Source organism: Rhodococcus sp. T9N (assembly GCF_024436645.1).
GTDB lineage: Bacteria > Actinomycetota > Actinomycetes > Mycobacteriales > Mycobacteriaceae > Rhodococcus_F > Rhodococcus_F qingshengii.
In genome coordinates, this window is sequence record NZ_JAMSKS010000004.1 from 311,232 (window position 1) to 329,187 (window position 17,956).

The window sequence follows — 17,956 nt, forward strand, 5'->3', positions numbered from 1 at the left end:
GGCGGCACTGATCCCCACAACTACGGCCCCCCCCTTTCGGGGGGGGCCACTTCGTTGTCGAGATCAGTCCGGCAAGCGCAGATCAGTCAGGAAGGCGCAGATCCGGCTTGTCCAGCTCTTCGATGTTGACGTCCTTGAAGGTCACGACGCGTACGTATTTCACGAATCGCGCCGGGCGGTACATGTCCCACACCCAGGCGTCGGACATCCGCAGCTCGAAGTAGATCTCCCCGTCTGAATTGTGGGGCAGCAACTCGACCGTGTTGGCCAGGTAGAAACGTCGTTCGGTCTCCACGACGTAGGAGAACTGTCCGACGATGTCCCGGTATTCACGGTAGAGCGACAGCTCCATCTCGGTTTCGTACTTCTCGAGATCCTCGGCACTCATCGGTTTAGCCAGTCCTCCCAGTTCGTCTGAACGTCCATCATCCCGTACGGCCCGCGCGTTGTTCCAACCGGACTCCCGCAGCCACCACGTTGGCATAGGTCATGCGGTGCTCAGGGCACGGCCCCAGCTCGTCGAGTGCGTCCATGTGCAGTGGCGTGCTGTATCCCTTGTGAATCGCGAAGCCGTATCCCGGATGAGTGTCGTCCATCTCGGTCATCACACGATCTCGGGTCACCTTCGCGAGAACGCTCGCCGCGGCGATGCATGCAGCGGCGCCGTCACCGCCGATGACCGGTAGCGACGGAGCCGTCAGACCCGGAACCCGGAATCCGTCGGTGAGAACGTAGCCCGGTTCGAGGTCGAGGCCCGCAACTGCTCGTCGCATCCCCTCGATGTTGGCGACGTGGATGCCGATCTGATCGACTTCCGCAGCGGGAACAGAGATGACACTCCACGCCAAAGCCAAGCGCTTGATCGCCGGGAAAAGCTCCTCGCGCGCACGTTCGGTCAGCTTCTTCGAATCGTCGAGCCGCGCGAGGGCTGCTTGCGGTTTCGGCGCCAGGACACACGCTGCAATGACAAGTGGACCAGCGCACGCTCCGCGCCCGGCCTCGTCGACGCCGGCCACCGGACCGAGTCCGGTTCGCGCCAACGCAGACTCCATCGTCCGCAGACCTGCCGATCTGCGAATGACAACGCGAGGGGGCCAACTACTCACTGTCTCTGCCTACTCGGAACTACGCGAATCCATGTGTGCGGTCCGACAACTCAGTTGCCCTGAATATCAGGCGCATCGATGCCGCCCATTCGCGACGGGGGAAGAACGATGAAACGAGCTTGACCGATGATGTTGTCGATCGGGACGGTTCCCTGGAACTCGTCGTCGACGTGGTAGCGCGAGTCGGCGGAATTGCTGCGGTTGTCACCCATGACCCACACGTGGCCCTCGGGAACGGTGATCGGTCCGAAGCAGCGGCCCGACTTCAATTCGGTGTCACACGTTTGCGTTCCCGGAGTGAACGGGAAATCCATCTTGATGTACGGCTCGTCGAGCGGCTTGCCGTCGACCAGGACTCGGCCCTGCTCGTCGCAGCATTCGACGGTCTGGCCGCCGGTAGCGATCACTCGCTTGACCAAGTCGTTCTCGTCCGGCGGAACGAGGCCGACCCACGAACCGACCTCTTGAATGCCGCGGACGACAACGTTGTCGGACCGATTGGACACATATTTCGTGTTCCACGAATCGGGTCCCTTGAAGACGACGACGTCGCCGGGTTCCGGATCGCCGAAGCGGTATCCGATCTTCTCCACCACGATGCGGTCACCGGTACATCCCGCACAGCCGTGCAGTGTCGGTTCCATCGACTCGGATGGGATGAGAAAAACTCTGAAGACAAATGCCTGAAGGACGATGCTGAGTACCAGCGCTACGCCGATCAGAACAGGGAGTTCTCGCAGAAACGATCGCTGTTTCTTCTGCGGCCGATGTGAGGTCGGTTCCGCGGAACCGCTTGATCCCTCGTGATTCTCGGGTCCGGACGACAATGCCTGCTCCTTCGAAGAATCTGCCACAGAAACCAGATTAGCCCGACACCGCGCGTACGCGGTGCCGGGCTCATCGGAAAGATCAGCGCTTTTCCTTGATCTTCGCCTTCTTGCCACGAAGCTCACGGAGGTAGTACAGCTTGGCGCGACGGACGTCACCGCGGGTCAGAACCTCGATGGAGGCCAGCGTGGGGCTGTGAACCGGGAAGGTGCGCTCGACGCCGACGCCGAAGGAGACCTTACGGACGGTGAAGGTCTCGCGAACGCCGCCGCCCTGGCGACGAATAACGACGCCCTTGAAGACCTGCACGCGCTCCTTGGAGCCTTCGATAACCTTGACGTTCACGTTGAGCGTGTCGCCGGGACGGAACTCGGGGATGTCGTCGCGGAGCGACTTTTTGTCCAGGAAGTCCAGGGTGTTCATATGTCATCCTTGTATTTCGCAGGAGCAGAGGAACCGAGCGGCACGCGTTTCGGTCTCCCGAAACGGCGCTCGTCTGGTTCGTGCCCAGATCAAGTGCTGCTGCCTGGTCCAGGCAACCCGTCCATTGTGCCAGACGCGGATACCAGCGGGGAAATCGGTGGCGGCGGAGCTGCGTGGATGGTGTGGTCCAGTTCCTGCTCGGCCGCGGTCATCGCATGTTCGACGCTCGGCGATCCGGCTATCAGATCCTGGACGTAGATCTTGGCCCGGATGACGGGCCGACGCCATTTCCGTTCGCGTTCGAGCGCGCGGTTCATCCGTTTCGGCTTGCGCGTGTACCGCCAGCGAGCCCACGGTGCACCCGGCCGGCTCAGGCGAACCGCTCCGATTACCAGCAACGGGAAAACGAACAGACCGACGAGCCCCGTCCAGATCTTCCCCTTGAGAATCACGATGGCGGCCAAGGCGAAGTTGATCAACGCGACGAAAACGAAGACCAACTTGATCCACGGATCGCGTTCTTCACGGAATCCGGCGACGTCGAGAAGTTCGAGCGGGCGGAAACCCAGCAGCACCAGACCGGTCACGGCGATCGCGACGAAGACCGCATCCACCGAGGTCCGACCTTGTTCGGACCAGTACACATCCTTCAGATAGAAGATCAGTGCGAACTCGTCGAGCACCAACGCCGCACCCATACCGAAGATCGCCGCCAGGACGGCACCGGTGGTCTGCGAACCATCGACGTAGACCGCGATCAACGCACCACCGGAGATCATCATGGCGATCACACCGAACACGACGTGATGCACATGCTGGCCTCCGGGCGCGATGTTGCCCGGCCACCATTTCACTTGCGCGCGAATCATCCGGACGCTGAGGCGGATGAAAAGGAAGGCGGACAGGAACCCGAGCAGGAAGAACAGCAACGGCAATCGGCCATGGGCGATGATCTCGCGCTCGAGCCACTCCCGCATCACTGTCCTCCCTTCACCGAATTCATGATCCGACCCTGATCGGATTCATACCCCCAACCGACTCGATTGTGACGATACGGACTTCGAAAACCCGGCGGACGGATTTACTTGCCGAAGCCCGCCTTGCGCAGAGCGTCGGCCATCGACCCGGCAGCAGGCGCGCGGTTGTCCGGTCGCTGCTCGCGTCCGCCCTGGCGTCCGCCATTTCCTCGTTGCTGACCCTGCCCTTGACGCTGGCCCTGCGGCTGGCCCTGCCGCTGAGGTTGCCCACCTCGCTGGCCTTCGGACTTGCGGGGCGCTCCCACCTCGTCGTCGAGACGAAGCGTCAGCCCGATGCGTTGGCGTGCCTCGTCCACTTCGAGGACCTTCACCTTGACGACGTCACCTGACTTGACGACCTCGCGTGGGTCCTTGACGAAGTTGTGTGACATCGCCGAGACGTGAACCAGACCGTCCTGATGAACTCCGATGTCGACGAAGGCGCCGAAGGCTGCGACGTTGGTGACCACGCCTTCGAGAGTCATGCCTGGCTTGAGATGCGCGACCTTCTCGATACCTGCGGCAAAGGTTGCGGTCTTGAATTCGGGTCGTGGATCTCGTCCCGGCTTCTCCAACTCGGAGATGATGTCGGTGACGGTCGGTAGACCGAATCGCTCGTCGACGTAGTCGGACGCCTTGACCGATCGAAGTGCCTGCGAGTTTCCGATCACGGTGCGCACGTCCCCGCCTGCACTCGCAACGATCTTGCGAACCACCGGATATGCCTCCGGGTGGACGCTCGACGCGTCGAGAGGGTCGTCGCCGTCGGTGATCCGCAGGAAGCCTGCGCACTGCTCGAATGCCTTGGGTCCCAGGCGGGAGACATCCTTGAGACCCTTGCGGGATTTGAACGGACCGTTCTGGTCCCGATGCGCGACGATGCTCTCTGCAAGGGATCCTGCAATTCCGGACACCCGAGCAAGCAGCGGCACGGACGCGGTGTTGACGTCGACGCCGACCGAGTTGACGGCATCCTCGACGACGGCGTCGAGGGAACGCGAGAGCAGCGATTCGGTGATGTCGTGCTGGTACTGACCGACGCCGATGGACTTGGGATCGATCTTGACCAACTCCGCCAACGGATCCTGCAGGCGACGCGCAATGGACACCGCACCGCGAATCGAGACGTCGAGGTCGGGAAGTTCCTGCGACGCGTAGGCCGAAGCCGAGTACACCGATGCGCCTGCCTCGGAGACGACGATCTTGGTCAGGTTGGGCGCGCCGGTCTTCTTGATCAGTTCGGTAGCGAGCGTGTCGGTCTCGCGTGAGGCCGTGCCGTTGCCGATGGCGATCAGTTCGACGCCGTGTTCGGCGACCAGTCCGGCAAGCGTCGCGAGAGCCGCGTCCCACTTGTTCTGCGGCTGGTGCGGGTAAATCGTCTCGTAGGCAACAACTTTGCCGGTTCCGTCGACGACGGCAACCTTCGTTCCGGTGCGGAATCCGGGGTCGAGTCCCATGGTGGGTCGGGCGCCGGCGGGAGCTGCGAGGAGTAGATCCTTGAGGTTGGTGGCGAAGACGTCGACGGCGTCCTTTTCGGCCGACTGCCGCAGACGCATCCGAGTGTCGATACCGAGCGTGACGGCGAACTTCGTCTTCCACGCCCACTTGACGGTGTCGAGAAGCCACCCGTCGGCGGCCCGACCACGGTCGGCGATCTCGAACCGCGACGCGATGCGGCCTTCGTAGACCGTGCGCTCCCCCGGCGCGAGTTCTTCGGTGTCTGCCGCCATGTTGAGCGACAGCACTTCTTCCTTCTCGCCGCGCAGGACGGCGAGGATGCGGTGAGAGGGCAATTTGGAGAACGGTTCCGAGAACTCGAAGTAGTCAGCAAACTTCGAGCCATCGGTTTCCTTGCCCTTGCGGACCGAGGAGACGACCTGGCCGCGATTCCACATCAGCTCACGCAATTCACCGACCAGATCGGCGTCCTCGGCGAAGCGCTCGACGAGGATCGACCGGGCACCGTCGAGCTGCTCGTCCGAATACTTCGCGGGATCGGTGGTGGGATCTCCGATGAGAGCATCGGCGACGGGCTCGTGGCCGGCCTCGCGGGCGATCTGCGCCTTGGTGCGCCGCTTCGGCTTGAAGGGGAGGTAGATGTCCTCCAGCCGCGCTTTCGTCTCGGCCAGCATGATCTGACCGCGCAGTTGATCGTCGAGTTTGCCCTGAGAGTCGATCTCCGTGAGCACGGCGTCACGACGGTCGTCGAGCTCGCGGAGATACCGCAGCCGCTCGTCCAGGAGTCGCAGCTGGGCGTCGTCGAGCGTGCCGGTGACTTCCTTGCGGTACCGGGCGATGAAGGGCACCGTGGCTCCGCCGTCGAGAAGGTCGACTGCTGCTGCAACCTGGCCTTCGCGGACGTCGAGTTCCTCGGCAATGCGCTGGTTCACGGTCTTGAGAATCACGAGATCCGACCCTACCGCTATCCTGAGACAAGAAGATCGGCAACAGTGCCGTGTCAGGGCTACCGGGGGAAACAAATGAGTACGCGGTACGTCCGGATTGCCGCAATGGTGGCCGCAGTTACTTTTGCGGCTTCGTGCAGCGGTGGGCAGAACCCGGATGATCCGATGCAGACCCCCGCCTTTCCCGACACCAATGTTCCGGTAGCCGAGACCCTCGACGGCCGTCTGGGACAGGCTCAGGTAGCTGCGCTCGGGCGTGGTGCGGACGTCTCCATCGCCATCCTCGACCGCTCCTCGGACAAGTACCTCGACGTCGCCGGTGACCAGCAGATCGAAACAGCCTCGGTGGCAAAACTTTTCATCGCCGAGGATCTACTTCATCAGGATGCGCGCGGTGAGCGACCCATCACGGACGACGATCGCACCCTCATGGCGGCGATGCTCGAATCCTCCGACGACACCGCAGCCAACCTCCTGTGGGACGAGGTCGGCGGCCAAGAGGTGATCACCCGCGTCGCCGAGCGTTACGCACTGACCGCGACGACGCCGCCCTGGGACGGAATGTGGTGGAACACCGAGACCACGACACGTGACCTGGTCACCTTCTACAGCGGTGTCCTCGACGACTCCGATCAACTCGGACCTGAACGGGTCGAGCAGTTCGTCGAGTACCTGCGGCAATCCACTCCCGAAGGAACCGACGGTTACGACCAGAGATTCGGCCTGCCCGAGGCCTTGTTCGGCGAGCCCGTCATAGGAGTCAAACAGGGCTGGATGTGCTGTGTCGAGGACAAGTGGATCCATCTGTCCACCGGCATCGTCGGTGACGACAACCGATACATCATCGCGATCGGTTCGCGAGAAGACGTCCAGTACACGGATGAGGACAGCTTCTATCCCGACACCTCGTTCACCGATGCCGTCGACGACGAAAGTGCATTGCACGCTCGCGACACGGTCACCGGCGTCACGCAGATTCTCTTCCCGAGCGGAAGCATCGACGACTGGGCAGCGGCATCCACGACCGCGGATTCGGCGATGCCCGAAGCTTCCGGGCCCTGATTCGATCCACGCGGTCGTGTTCGTCCTCAAGCCTGCTTGTACTCGAGCACCGAACCGATGACACGGTCCTGTTGTTCGAACGTGAGCATGGGCCACAGCGGCAGTCGAAGGATCGACGCGGAGAACTCGGCACTACGCACGCACGGCTGCGGTGTTCGTCCGTAGCGCACACCGGCCGCACTCGTATCGAGCGGAACGTAGTGGAACGGCGCCACGATTCCGTCACCGGCAAGGTGCCGAATCAAGCCGTCACGGCTCTCTTCGGTCGGCATCTTGAGATAGAACAGGTGCGCAGTGTGCTCGCGATCATCGGGCACCGCCATGGGCACGACACCGTTCGCGGCCGCCCACTCGCCCAGACTCACGCTGTAGGCATCCCAGACGCGATGCCTGGCCGCCTGAATCGCGTCGAACTCGGAGAGTTGTGCGTCGAGGACGGCGGCATTGAGTTCACTGGGCAGATAACTCGACCCGATGTCCTGCCACGAATACTTGTCGACCTGCCCGCGCAGGAAACGCGCACGGTCGGTCCCCTTCTCACGGATGATTTCGGCGCGAGTCATCAACTGATCGTCGGAGAGCAACAGCGCGCCGCCCTCACCGCAGTGAACGTTCTTGGTGTCGTGAAAACTCTGCGTTCCGATAGTTCCGATGGTGCCGAGCGAGCGCCCGCGCCACTTTCCGCCGAGTCCGTGAGCGTTGTCTTCGATCAACGCAACGCCGTGGAGTTCCGCGAGGTCGAGGAGAGGTTCCATGTCCGCGGCGACTCCGCCGTAATGCATGACCAGTACAGCTTTGGTGCGTTCGGTGATCGCCGCCGCGACGCACGCCGGGTCGATGTTGCCGGTACTCGGATCGATGTCGACGAAAACAACAGTGGCCCCGCGCAACGCGACGGCGGTCGCCGCCGAACTGAACGCGAAGCTCGGAACTATTACCTCGTCGCCCGGGCCCAATTCGAGCAGCAGCGCACCCAATTCGAGTGCATGCGTGCACGAGGTGGTCAGCAGAGCATGCGTGGATCCGGTGATCGCCTTGAGCGCTGCAGTCGCGGACTTGGTGAAACGTCCGTCACCGTGAATGTGGTCGGACTCCAGAACCGTTGCCAGATTCGACAATTCGTTCGATGCCCGATAGGGGCGGGAGAAGATGATGCGATCAGTGCTCACGACTACGCCGATCGATCGAGGTTCCGGGCCGCGGGGAGTCGACAGTCAGATACAGCGGCTTTCCGACAAGGACGTGCAGTGCCACACCGAGATATTCGGCAATGAGCCCGAGCGAGAACAGAATCGCACCCGAACAGACCAGCAGCGCCATGATGATCGACGCCCATCCTTCGGGATCATTGTTGTCGCCGGTCATGGCCCCGATGAAGATCACCGCGGCCATGATCACGCCGGCCGACGCCAGGGTGACTCCGAGCAGGCTGACCAGCCGCAGACCGCGTGTTCCGCTACACAACACCATCTTCCAGAACAACGAGAACAAACGGCGGTAGTTGTACCCGGATTCTTCGCGGCCTTCGGCTCGAAGTGTCACCGGCGCCGTGGCCGTGTTACCGACAACCCACGTCAGCGCAACGTCCAGATACACGCCGTTGGCCGCGACGCCGGCCAACTGTCGGCCGATGTCACCGCGGATCAGGCGATAACTTTCGAATCTCGTCGAATCAGGGAACGCGAATACCGTCGCCAAGACGATCTTTGCGCCGCGCGAGGTCAGGTTCCGCAAGAATCCGTGCGGGCGTGTGTTCGTGGGTTTGGAATACACGAGATCGGATCGCTCCGTCAGCGCGGTGTCGAGGAAAGCCCCGATGTGCACCGGGTCGTGCTGGCCGTCCTCGTCCATCGTCACGATCCACTGTCCAGTTGCAGCGGCCATGCCGGCGATGGTCGCCGCGTCCTGGCCGTAGTTGCGGCTGAGCCACACGACACGCACCTGCTCGAAACGGCGCTCCAATTCGAGTAACACGACGTCGGAGCGGTCCGGGCCGTTGTCGTGAACCAGCACGATCTCGTCGACGGAGAACTGCGCACCACCGGGCGTCGCACTCGGTGTGCCCAGGCCGTCCAACTCCTCGACGAGCGCCGTGATCGTCTTTTCGCCCTGATAAACGGGCACTACGACGGAAATCGAGTGCACTCGCTTCCACTCCCTTCAGGGGGCTCGACTGGCGCCGAGAGACAGGCACGATCGGGCCCACACCGTCGCGAACTTTAACACGCAGAGATGTCTTGACTTCGGATGCCGGCGGCGCGTGACGCGCTCGCGTCTCCGTACGCCCCACCTGCCCTGTTAAGGTCTGGAACTCGTGGTGGAAACTCGCACTCTCGCCCGGGCAGACGTGTACAAGTGGGGCGCCGTCACGGCGATCGGTGTCATCGCCGGTTATCTGGCCGTGGTGCTCGCGAATGCTCGTCACTTCTACACCGACGACACCGAGTCCCAATACGCGCCGCTGTGGGTCATGCTCGGCCGCAGTCTGCGAGAAGGACACCTCCCGGTGCTCGTCCCCGAGAACTGGATGGCGGGCAACTACGCGATCGAGGAAGCAGGCCTTCTCAATCCACCGCAACTCCTGATCGACCTGATCGCACCGTCCTTCGACAACCTGGCGTTGTACGCGACGATCGTGAAGTTGATCTTCGCGATCATCCTTGCACTCGGCGTCTATCGGATCTGCCTCGAGTACGGCTCGAAGCCCACGTGGGCTGCCGTCGCCGGCGTCTCGATTCCGTTCACCGGTTTCCTGCTGTTCTTCGACTCGGCCAGTTGGATGACTGCCTTCACCGGCACTGCCTGGATGGTTCAGGCGTGGGCGTCGGCAATCCGCTACGCCCGAGGTAAGAGCGGTCCGATCCCGACCTTCGTGTTCTTGTATCTCGCGATGTCGGTCCAATATGTTTTCCCCGCAGTCGAATCCGGCTTGATGATCGGCGCGGTCGCAATCGGCGAAGTTGTCTATCAGCGGCGTTGGCTGCCGTCACTGCGGCTTCTGGCGGTGTCCGCGTGTGCCGCTCTGGCCGGTCTCGCGACGTATCTGCCGAGCCTGCTCACCGCGGACGTCACCTGGCGCGGTGCATCCGAAGTCAAGAACGATGCATTCCTCGCCGTCCCGTGGTCGGAATCGCTGAACGCGAGCCTGCCGAGCACGATGCCCGCGTTCACCTCGTGGTGGGGATACATCCAGACCATGCCCATGGTCTACATCGCCTGGTTCCTCATACCCGCCCTGGCATTCATCGACTGGGGCAAGGCACGCGCCGCGGCACGCGAATTGACCGCCGTCGGGATCTTCACGGTCGCCGTCCTCATGTGGACTGCCGGGCCGAGCACGATCGGCCCACTGCGGTGGCCCGCGCGCGTACTTCCGATGGTGGCCATCGGACTCCTGCTTCTGGTGTGCATCCTGCTCGGGCGTTACGCCACGACCGACAAGTTGCGCGGGCGCTGCGTTGCAGCGGGAATCCTCGTGGGCCTGCTTCTGATTCGGTCAGCCTCGGCAGCTCCCGGGCTCGCGAAATGGCATGTGATCTCGGCCCTGCTCGTTGCCGCACTCGGCGCCGCGATGGTCTGGCTCGGCCGTACCAAGGGCACTGCTTTCGCATGCCTCGTAGCGATCGTCGCGGTCTCCCCCATCGCGTACGCCCAGGTTCGGGCCGCGCAACCAACCCCGATGAGCTGGAACCTGCCCGAATCCCGCTCGGAGATGAAAGACGCCTTCCCCGACTTCGAAGGCACGACACTGCAACTGGGCGACCGTGCGCTCATCGCCCCCGGGGACAAGACCCTCGACGGAGCGTACGGTTCCCTGGCTTTCGGCAACTACCCCAAAGACCTCGAACTGACCTACACCAGCGGCTACACCCCCAACGGGCACTTCTACTTCGGTGATCTGCTCTGCATGCGCTGGGACATGAGTGTCTGCCCCGACGCCTTCCGACGCGCATTCACCGTCGAACCCACCACCGGCCGCACCATCGTCGACCTGATGAACGTGGACCGCGTCGTACTTCAGAACGCTCTCTACCCCGATGCACGCAAGAACCCGGCTCCCGACGGATGGAAATGGGTCGACTACCCCGGACACGAGAACTACATCTCGGTACTCGAACGCGTCGACGGCCCCGTCTCGACACGCAACGGACGCATCGCCGACGCCCACGGCGTCGAGGCTACGTCGATCGCGGAATCGAACATGTCGAGCACCCTTCGTGTCAGTTCGGAGACCGGCGGCAAGGTTGTGTTCGCACGGCTCGGCTGGCCCGGATATCGGGCGAGCATCGACGGTCAGCCTGTCCCGATCGACGTCGTCGCGAAGTCCTTTGTCACCGTGGACGTTCCAGCCGGTACGAAAGACGCGGAACTTGTCCTGACGTGGCGTCCCCCGGGATGGAAGGTCGGCGGCGCTTCGATGGTCGCCGGAGTCCTCGGACTCAGCGTGCTCGAGTGGATGTATCTGCGGAACCGACGCAAGGACGGGATCAACACCGTGAAAACCGAGTCTTCATGACCGAAGACATCGCATCACCCGAGAACCCCGGCCCACTGCTTCGGGTGGTCAAGCATCAGCCCATCGCATTTGCCATTGTCGGAGTGGCTAATACGGCGATCGGATACGCGCTCTTCGTGGTCTGGTCACTGATCCTCGACAACAAGGATCTGTATCAAGTGGCTGTGATCGGCGCGTACTCCATCAGCGTCCTCATCGCTTTCGTTCTGCATCGGACTCTCGTTTTCCGCGTCCGCGGACATGTGGCACGCGACCTGGGAGCGTTCATCGTCGTCAATTCCGGTGGCCTGGTGCTGAATCTGATACTCGGAACAATCGCGGTGTCGATTCTGCATGCCCCGCCGCTTCCCGCCCAGGCGGTTGTCATGTTGATCGTTGCCGGTGTGAGCTTCTTCGGTCATCGATACTTCTCGTTCCGCCGCAAACCTGCCGAACGGCACTGACCTTCTACGATTCGCGGGGTAGCGCTCGATCCACTGCCGCCTCGACGATCGTCCGAATATCTTCCTCTCCGAACAGGTTCGGCAATGTGAGTCGATCCAGTGCGAGCCAGTTCAGCGACAAATAGAGCAGGCGAACGGTCATCGCATCACCCGGCACGCCCGACGCCAGATGATTGGCTACGTTCAGATCGAAGTCTTCTCGGATGCGGACGGTCAGTACCGCACGCAGGTCCGGTCGACGCGTCGCCTCCAGTCGCAACTCCATGAGCGCGAGGAAACCCGTTCCGAACGAGGTGACGCGCTCGACCACGTCGAGCATGAGCGTCACCAGGCGCTCACGATCGGTGCCGTTGACGGGATCGATCATCCCTTCGAGGTCCTCCGGAATCAGTCGCTCGTAGATCCGGCCACCCGCTTGAGTGAGCAGGTCGTCGCGATTGGAGAAGTAGTTCGACGCTGTCCCGTTCGGCACTGCTGCCTGGGCGTCAACGGCTCGAAACGTCAAGCCTCGAGCACCCTCTCGGGCCAACACCTCGATTGCCGCGTCGATCAGGGCAAGCCGGCGTTCCGGGTTCTTTCGCACTTGACATCACTCCTGACACGACCCTAAGTTAAACCACTACAAACATAGTACTACGAACGGAGCGTTATATGCGAAAGCTTGTGTACTACGTGGGAGCTTCCCTCGACGGATACATCGCGGGGCCTGGTGGCGAATTCGATTTCCTCCCGGTCTCCGAACAGATCACGGCCTGGATATGCGATCGATATCCTGAAACCGTGCCAACGCATGTGCGGCCCGCTCTCGGAATCGAGGACGCGCCCAACAAGACCTTCGACACGGTCGTCATGGGCCGCGGCTCCTACGAGCCCGGGCTGGCCGCCGGAGTGAAAAGCCCCTTCGCGCACCTGCGTCAGTTCGTCGTCTCCACAACCATCCCTGACGCCGAGGATCCCCCCGTCACCATCGTTCGCGCCCATCCGCTTGGGGTAGTCAGATCTCTCAAAGAGGAAGAAGGACAAGATATCTGGCTGTGTGGCGGCGGAACTCTCGCCGGCGAACTACTACCGGAGATCGACGAGTTGATCATCAAGAGGTATCCGGTAGTCGCCGGCGCAGGCATACCGATGATCAGAGGTAACTTCGAGCCGACACCGTTCACACCGACTGCAACCGAATCGCTCGACGACGGCGCAAGCATCACCTGGTTGAAGCGAAATACCTAAGGAAGAAGATCCGGTCGACGCTCGGCCGTGCGCTGCAGCGACTGCTCATGGCGCCACGCTTTGATCTTCGCGTGATCACCGGAGAGAAGCACCGGCGGAACTTCGAGGTCGCGCCACACAGCCGGGCGAGTGTAGCTAGGCCCTTCGAGAAGGCCGTCGGAAAACGAATCCTCTTGGTGTGAAAGCTGATTGCCGAGAACGCCGGGCATCAGTCGCACGACAGCCTCGACCATCACCAGCACGGCTGCTTCGCCGCCGATCAGGACGTAATCGCCGATGCTGACTTCTTCGACTCTGACCCGCTTGGCGGCGTCGTCGAAAACCCGTTGATCGATACCTTCGTATCGGCCGCAGGCAAACACAAGGTGCTTGGCGTTGGACCAGCGGTGCGCGGCCTCCTGGGTGAACGGAACGCCGGCGGGAGTGGGCACCACCAGAATGGTCTCGGCATCATCGGGGCCGGAAGAATCGGAGCGCCCGATCACGTCGTCCAGTGCCGGGCCCCAGACGGTGGGTTTCATGACCATGCCGGGTCCGCCGCCATACGGAGAATCGTCGACGGCTTTGTGCACGTCATGGGTCCACGACCGAAGATCGTGGACGTCGACCGAGATCAAGCCACGTTCGATTGCCTTGCCCAGCAAGGCAGCACGAAGCGGTTCGAGATACTCGGGAAAGATGGTGACGACGTCGAGACGCATAACAAACGATCAGTCGTTGTCTGAGTTCGATTTGTCGCTGTTCGACTTGTCGCCGAAGTCCGGGTCGAGCAGTCCCTCGGGAGGCTCGATCACCACGACACCGTCGGCGATCGACACCGAGGTGACGATGGCGGCGACAAACGGGATCAGCAATTCGCCGGATGCCTCACCGGTACGGCGAATCGAAAGCAATTCGCCTGCGGCGGAATGCAATACCTCGATGACCGAACCGACCTCGGCACCGTCCGTGAGGACGACCTTCAGTCCTTCGAGTTCGTGATCGTAGAACTCGTCCGGATCATCCGAAGGCTCGAGTTCGGAACTGTCGATGACGAACAGTGTGCCGCGCAACGCATCTGCGTCGCCACGGTCACTGACGCCTTCGAGGCGCAGCAGAAGCCGCCCGGAATGATCCCGGGCGGCTTCCACTGTGTACGACTTCAGTGTGGACTCGCGCGGCTTGCGCCCACGCAGCACGGAACCTACGGCAAAACGATCTTCGGGCTCGTCTGTACGAACCTCGACTACCAATTCACCTTTGATGCCATGCGACTTCGCGACACGACCGACTACGAGTTCCACCTGTTTACTGCCGTCTACTGATCGGTGTCGACGACATCAACACGGATACCGCGGCCACCGATGCCGGAGACCAAGGTCCGCAGAGCGGTCGCAGTGCGACCACCCCGACCGATGACCTTGCCGAGATCGTCTGGGTGCACGTGCACCTCGACGGTCCGTCCCCGACGTCCGGTGATCAGCTCGACGCGCACATCGTCGGGATTGGCGACGATGCCACGCACGAGATGCTCTACCGCATCAGCGACGACGGCACTCACTTGTCAGCAGCCTCGGCGTCTGCAGCGGGAGCCTCGGCGTCAGCCGCGGTGTCTTCTGCCTTGGCCTCGTCAGCCTTTGCAGCCTTCTTCTTCTTGGGGGTGATTGCTTCTGCAACCGGCTCGTTCTCGGCCTGCGCGAGCGCAGCCTGGAAGAGCTCGAGCTTGGTGGGCTTGGCTTCCTTGACGCGCAGGGTGCCTTCGGTGCCCGGCAGGCCCTTGAACTTCTGCCAGTCACCGGTGATCTTGAGGAGTGCCTCGACGGGCTCGGTGGGCTGTGCGCCCACGGACAGCCAGTACTGAGCGCGCTCGGAATCGATGTCGATCAGCGAGGGCTCTTCCTTGGGGTGGTACTTGCCGATGGTCTCGATCGCACGGCCGTCACGACGGGTGCGCGAGTCGGCGATGACAACGCGGTACTGAGCGTTGCGGATCTTGCCGAGGCGGGTGAGCTTGATTTTGACAGCCACAGCTGCAGTTCTCCTTCAGCGCGCACAACAGTGCTGCGCATGTCACGTGCAATTCAGCGACCCACACGATTTGTGAGCCCGGTTTTGCCTCTATCCTGTGACCGTCGCAGCGGTACGTAACCGGTTGCGACGAACAATGGTCCATTGTGCCAGATGGGTGGGCTCGTTCGGAAACCACCCTGTGCGCGCTTCGAGAGTGCGGGGACTCCCTAACCACTCACGGGGGTTCCGCGGAGGATCACACGCATCGGCTTCGCGAGCACATCGGGGTTTCCGCGCGGATCTTCAGAGTAAACCACCAGGTCGGCGGGCGCTCCTTCTGCGATCCCCTGCGCACCCAACCAACTCCGCGCGTCCCAGCAGGCTGCGCCCAGCGCCTGATGCGCCGTCAAACCGGCAACTTCGAGTTCGGCGATCTCGTCGGCGATCCGCCCGTGCCTGATCGATCCGCCGGCATCCGTTCCGGCATAGATCGGAATCCCGGCCTCGTGAGCGGCACCGATCGTCCGATGTCGACGAGCGTGCAGATCCCGCATGTGCGCCGCGTAGATCGGATACCGGGTGGCAGAGTCCGCGATCTCGGGGAAAGTTGCGATGTTGATCAGCGTCGGAACCAAGGCGGTGCCGTGAGCGACCATCAACTCGATGGTCGCGTCCGTCAATCCGGTGCCGTGCTCGATGCAGTCGATGCCGGCGTTGATCAGGCCGGGCAGAGCATCCTCGGCAAAGACGTGAGCGGTGACCCTTGCGCCTTCGGCATGGGCGGCAGCGATGGCCTCGACCAGAATCTCGTCGCTCCACAACGGGGCGAGGTCACCGATGGAACGATCGATCCAGTCCCCGACGAGCTTGACCCAACCGTCACCGGCGCGTGCCTGACGCACCACCTCGGCCGGCAACTGAGATTCGTCGTCCAGGTCGACCGGCAGGCCCGCGATGTACCGCTTCGGTGCTGCGATGTGCTGACCTGCGCGAATGATCCGCGGCAGATCGAGGCGCTCGTCGATGAACCTGGTGTCGACCGGCGATCCGGCGTCACGAAGCAACAGCACGCCCGCGTCACGTTCGGTCTTCGCCTGCCCCAGCAAGCCGTCGACGGTTTCGCCGCCGCCACCGCCGTAGCGGATACCGACGTGACAGTGCGCATCCACGAGACCCGGTGTGATCCAACCCGATTCGACGATCGTCTCCGCACCGGACACCGGCTCGAAGGAAATCAGCCCGTCGACGATCCACAATTCGATCGGCTCGGCATCGGGCAGACCGATACCCCGCAGATGAAGCGCAGCCACCGACTACTTCTTGGGCAGCTTGAGCTGGGAGAGATCGATGCCTTCCAGTCCGGGCGGCAACTGATCGAGACCCTTGGGCATGTTCGACAGGTCGGGCATGCCGGCCGGCATTCCGCCGGGCATACCCGGGAATCCGCCCATGCCGGGGAATCCTCCGCGCATCTTGGGCTGCGTCGGGCCCTTGCCGCCCTTCTTGCCCTTCTTGCCCTTCTTGCTGCGAACCTGCTTACGCGCGCCGGGCATGCCCATACGGCCGGCCATGGCAGCCATCATCTTGCGGGCTTCGAAGAAACGATCCACCAACTGGTTGACGTCGGAAACCTTGACGCCCGAACCGTTCGCGATGCGCAGTCGGCGTGAGGCGTTGATGATCTTCGGATCGTCGCGCTCGGCCGGCGTCATACCGCGGATGATGGCCTGAATGCGATCGAGTTGCTTCTCGTCGACGTTGGCCAGCGCGTCCTTCATGCCGCCGGCACCCGGCAACATACCGAGGAGGTTGCCGATCGGGCCCATCTTGCGGACGGCCATCATCTGATCGAGGAAGTCTTCGAGGGTGAGCTGACCGGAACCGATCTTCGCTGCGGTCGCTTCGGCCTGATCGGCGTCGAACACCTGCTCGGCCTGCTCGATGAGGCTCAGGACATCGCCCATGCCGAGGATCCGGCTGGCCATGCGATCGGGATGGAAGACGTCGAAGTCTTCGAGCTTCTCGCCGGTGGACGCGAAGAGGATCGGCTGGCCGGTGACCTCGCGGACGCTCAGCGCGGCACCACCGCGGGCGTCGCCGTCGAGCTTGGTGAGGACGACACCGGTGATGCCGACTCCCTCACGGAAAGCGTCGGCCGTGCTGACCGCGTCCTGACCGATCATGGCGTCGAGGACGAAGATGGTCTCGTCCGGGTTGACGGCGTCACGGATACCGGCGGCCTGCGCCATCAGCTCCGAGTCGATACCGAGGCGACCGGCGGTGTCGACGATCACGACGTCGTAATGCTTGTTGCGTGCTTCTTCGACGCCGGCGCGGGCGACCTCGACGGGGTCGGCTGCGGACACGCCCAGTGCGTTCTCGCCGCCGCCGATGGAGGTACCGGGATGCGGCGCGAAGACTGCGGCGCCTGCACGCTCACCGACGATCTGAAGCTGAGTGACGGCGCCGGGACGCTGAAGGTCACAGGCGACGAGGAGGGGCGTGTGCCCCTGATCCTTGAGCCACTTGGCCAACTTTCCGGCCAGCGTGGTCTTACCGGAACCCTGCAGACCGGCCAACATGATGACCGTCGGCGGAGTCTTGGCGAACTGCAGTCGACGAGTTTCGCCGCCGAGAACCTCGACCAGCTCTTCGTTGACGATCTTGACGACCTGCTGAGCCGGGTTCAGTGCACCCGAGACCTCGGCGCCCTTGGCGCGTTCCTTGATCTTGGCGATGAAGCTGCGCACTACGGGAAGCGCGACGTCGGCCTCGAGCAGGGCAAGGCGGATCTCGCGGGCCGTAGCGTCGATGTCGGCGCCGGACAGACGACCCTTGCCACGCAGATCCTTGAGAGATCCGGTCAATCTGTCGGAAAGGGATTCGAACACCGAGTGCGCTCCTGAAGGTCGTGCGAGTTAGCCGTGGATATTCTCGGGCA

19 protein-coding genes are annotated in these 17,956 nt (G+C 62.7%); 4 read left to right on the forward strand and 15 right to left on the reverse strand.

Annotated features, from left to right (window positions below; genetic code table 11):
• Window positions 1-82: 82 nt before the first annotated feature.
• From M1L53_RS10165 to M1L53_RS10190, 6 genes are all read right to left on the reverse strand, one after another.
• Window positions 83-388, reverse strand: coding sequence for a DUF2469 domain-containing protein (locus M1L53_RS10165; RefSeq protein ID WP_003942715.1), 306 nt, complete (start codon window positions 386-388; stop codon window positions 83-85).
• A gap of 37 nt (window positions 389-425) precedes the next feature.
• Window positions 426-1,106 (reverse strand): ribonuclease HII, encoded by a 681-nt coding sequence (locus tag M1L53_RS10170; protein ID WP_024487346.1) that lies wholly within the window; start codon window positions 1,104-1,106, stop codon window positions 426-428.
• A 50-nt stretch (window positions 1,107-1,156) separates the two neighbouring features.
• The gene (gene lepB, locus M1L53_RS10175; RefSeq protein ID WP_172403453.1) at window positions 1,157-1,960 is read right to left on the reverse strand and encodes a signal peptidase I; all 804 of its coding nucleotides are present in this window, start codon (window positions 1,958-1,960) and stop codon (window positions 1,157-1,159) included.
• Between the two features lie 55 nt (window positions 1,961-2,015).
• Window positions 2,016-2,357, reverse strand: coding sequence for a 50S ribosomal protein L19 (gene rplS / locus M1L53_RS10180; protein ID WP_003942791.1), 342 nt, complete (start codon window positions 2,355-2,357; stop codon window positions 2,016-2,018).
• Window positions 2,358-2,446: 89 nt separating this feature from the next.
• Complete coding sequence (locus M1L53_RS10185; protein ID WP_003942742.1) at window positions 2,447-3,334, reverse strand: hypothetical protein; 888 nt, start codon at window positions 3,332-3,334, stop codon at window positions 2,447-2,449.
• A 104-nt stretch (window positions 3,335-3,438) separates the two neighbouring features.
• Window positions 3,439-5,778, reverse strand: coding sequence for a Tex family protein (locus tag M1L53_RS10190; RefSeq protein ID WP_007729297.1), 2,340 nt, complete (start codon window positions 5,776-5,778; stop codon window positions 3,439-3,441).
• Window positions 5,779-5,853: 75 nt separating this feature from the next.
• On the opposite strand from M1L53_RS10190, the gene M1L53_RS10195 reads away from it, so the two are divergent.
• Entirely contained in the window at window positions 5,854-6,840 is a 987-nt protein-coding gene (locus M1L53_RS10195) for a serine hydrolase (RefSeq protein WP_007729299.1), read from the forward strand.
• 26 nt (window positions 6,841-6,866) lie between these two features.
• Here M1L53_RS10195 and rffA read toward each other — a convergent pair whose 3' ends face one another.
• Together rffA and M1L53_RS10205 are read right to left on the reverse strand one after the other, a co-directional pair.
• Complete coding sequence (gene rffA, locus M1L53_RS10200; RefSeq protein ID WP_003942806.1) at window positions 6,867-8,009, reverse strand: dTDP-4-amino-4,6-dideoxygalactose transaminase; 1,143 nt, start codon at window positions 8,007-8,009, stop codon at window positions 6,867-6,869.
• A complete protein-coding gene (locus M1L53_RS10205; RefSeq protein ID WP_003942691.1) occupies window positions 7,999-8,985 on the reverse strand; it encodes a glycosyltransferase in 987 nt (328 codons plus the stop codon). Before M1L53_RS10205 ends, rffA begins: the two co-directional genes overlap by 11 nt.
• Window positions 8,986-9,157: 172 nt before the next feature.
• On the opposite strand from M1L53_RS10205, the gene M1L53_RS10210 reads away from it, so the two are divergent.
• Together M1L53_RS10210 and M1L53_RS10215 are read left to right on the forward strand one after the other, a co-directional pair.
• Complete coding sequence (locus M1L53_RS10210; RefSeq protein ID WP_054187791.1) at window positions 9,158-11,356, forward strand: hypothetical protein; 2,199 nt, start codon at window positions 9,158-9,160, stop codon at window positions 11,354-11,356.
• Entirely contained in the window at window positions 11,353-11,799 is a 447-nt protein-coding gene (locus M1L53_RS10215) for a GtrA family protein (RefSeq protein WP_007729301.1), read from the forward strand. Before M1L53_RS10210 ends, M1L53_RS10215 begins: the two co-directional genes overlap by 4 nt.
• Before the next feature lie 4 nt (window positions 11,800-11,803).
• On the opposite strand, the gene M1L53_RS10220 is transcribed toward M1L53_RS10215, so the two are convergent.
• On the reverse strand, window positions 11,804-12,382 hold the full coding sequence (locus tag M1L53_RS10220; RefSeq protein ID WP_003942695.1) for a TetR/AcrR family transcriptional regulator: 579 nt from the start codon (window positions 12,380-12,382) through the stop codon (window positions 11,804-11,806).
• A gap of 68 nt (window positions 12,383-12,450) precedes the next feature.
• Between M1L53_RS10220 and M1L53_RS10225 the strand changes: the two genes are divergently transcribed.
• Window positions 12,451-13,026, forward strand: coding sequence for a dihydrofolate reductase family protein (locus tag M1L53_RS10225; RefSeq protein WP_054187758.1), 576 nt, complete (start codon window positions 12,451-12,453; stop codon window positions 13,024-13,026).
• Here the strand turns inward: M1L53_RS10225 and trmD are convergent.
• The 6 genes from trmD to ffh all read right to left on the reverse strand — a co-directional run bounded on the left by trmD (window position 13,023) and on the right by ffh (window position 17,906).
• Window positions 13,023-13,727 carry a tRNA (guanosine(37)-N1)-methyltransferase TrmD gene (trmD, locus tag M1L53_RS10230; RefSeq protein ID WP_054187759.1) on the reverse strand — a complete coding sequence of 235 codons (705 nt, stop codon included), beginning with the start codon at window positions 13,725-13,727 and terminating at the stop codon, window positions 13,023-13,025. The two genes, M1L53_RS10225 and trmD, sit on opposite strands and share 4 nt — an antisense overlap.
• A 9-nt stretch (window positions 13,728-13,736) precedes the next feature.
• On the reverse strand, window positions 13,737-14,309 hold the full coding sequence (gene rimM, locus M1L53_RS10235; protein WP_030535432.1) for a ribosome maturation factor RimM: 573 nt from the start codon (window positions 14,307-14,309) through the stop codon (window positions 13,737-13,739).
• A 14-nt stretch (window positions 14,310-14,323) separates the two neighbouring features.
• Window positions 14,324-14,566, reverse strand: a complete 243-nt coding sequence (locus tag M1L53_RS10240; protein WP_003939023.1) for an RNA-binding protein — start codon at window positions 14,564-14,566, stop codon at window positions 14,324-14,326.
• Window positions 14,563-15,033 (reverse strand): 30S ribosomal protein S16, encoded by a 471-nt coding sequence (rpsP, locus tag M1L53_RS10245; RefSeq protein ID WP_003942818.1) that lies wholly within the window; start codon window positions 15,031-15,033, stop codon window positions 14,563-14,565. Before rpsP ends, M1L53_RS10240 begins: the two co-directional genes overlap by 4 nt.
• Before the next feature lie 209 nt (window positions 15,034-15,242).
• Window positions 15,243-16,325 (reverse strand): amidohydrolase family protein, encoded by a 1,083-nt coding sequence (locus M1L53_RS10250; RefSeq protein ID WP_054187760.1) that lies wholly within the window; start codon window positions 16,323-16,325, stop codon window positions 15,243-15,245.
• Between the two features lie 3 nt (window positions 16,326-16,328).
• The gene (gene ffh / locus M1L53_RS10255) at window positions 16,329-17,906 is read right to left on the reverse strand and encodes a signal recognition particle protein (RefSeq protein WP_003942713.1); all 1,578 of its coding nucleotides are present in this window, start codon (window positions 17,904-17,906) and stop codon (window positions 16,329-16,331) included.
• Window positions 17,907-17,956 lie beyond the last annotated feature (50 nt).

Bases quoted from the DNA above. Each gene is read 5' to 3' on its own strand.
- M1L53_RS10215 (WP_007729301.1), top strand. From the start codon at position 11,353: ATGACCGAAGACATCGCATCACCCGAGAACCCCGGCCCACTGCTTCGG.
- M1L53_RS10165 (WP_003942715.1), bottom strand. From the start codon at position 388: ATGAGTGCCGAGGATCTCGAGAAGTACGAAACCGAGATGGAGCTGTCG.
- rplS (WP_003942791.1), bottom strand. From the start codon at position 2,357: ATGAACACCCTGGACTTCCTGGACAAAAAGTCGCTCCGCGACGACATC.
- M1L53_RS10185 (WP_003942742.1), bottom strand. From the start codon at position 3,334: ATGCGGGAGTGGCTCGAGCGCGAGATCATCGCCCATGGCCGATTGCCG.
- M1L53_RS10195 (WP_007729299.1), top strand. From the start codon at position 5,854: ATGAGTACGCGGTACGTCCGGATTGCCGCAATGGTGGCCGCAGTTACT.
- trmD (WP_054187759.1), bottom strand. From the start codon at position 13,727: ATGCGTCTCGACGTCGTCACCATCTTTCCCGAGTATCTCGAACCGCTT.
- M1L53_RS10225 (WP_054187758.1), top strand. From the start codon at position 12,451: ATGCGAAAGCTTGTGTACTACGTGGGAGCTTCCCTCGACGGATACATC.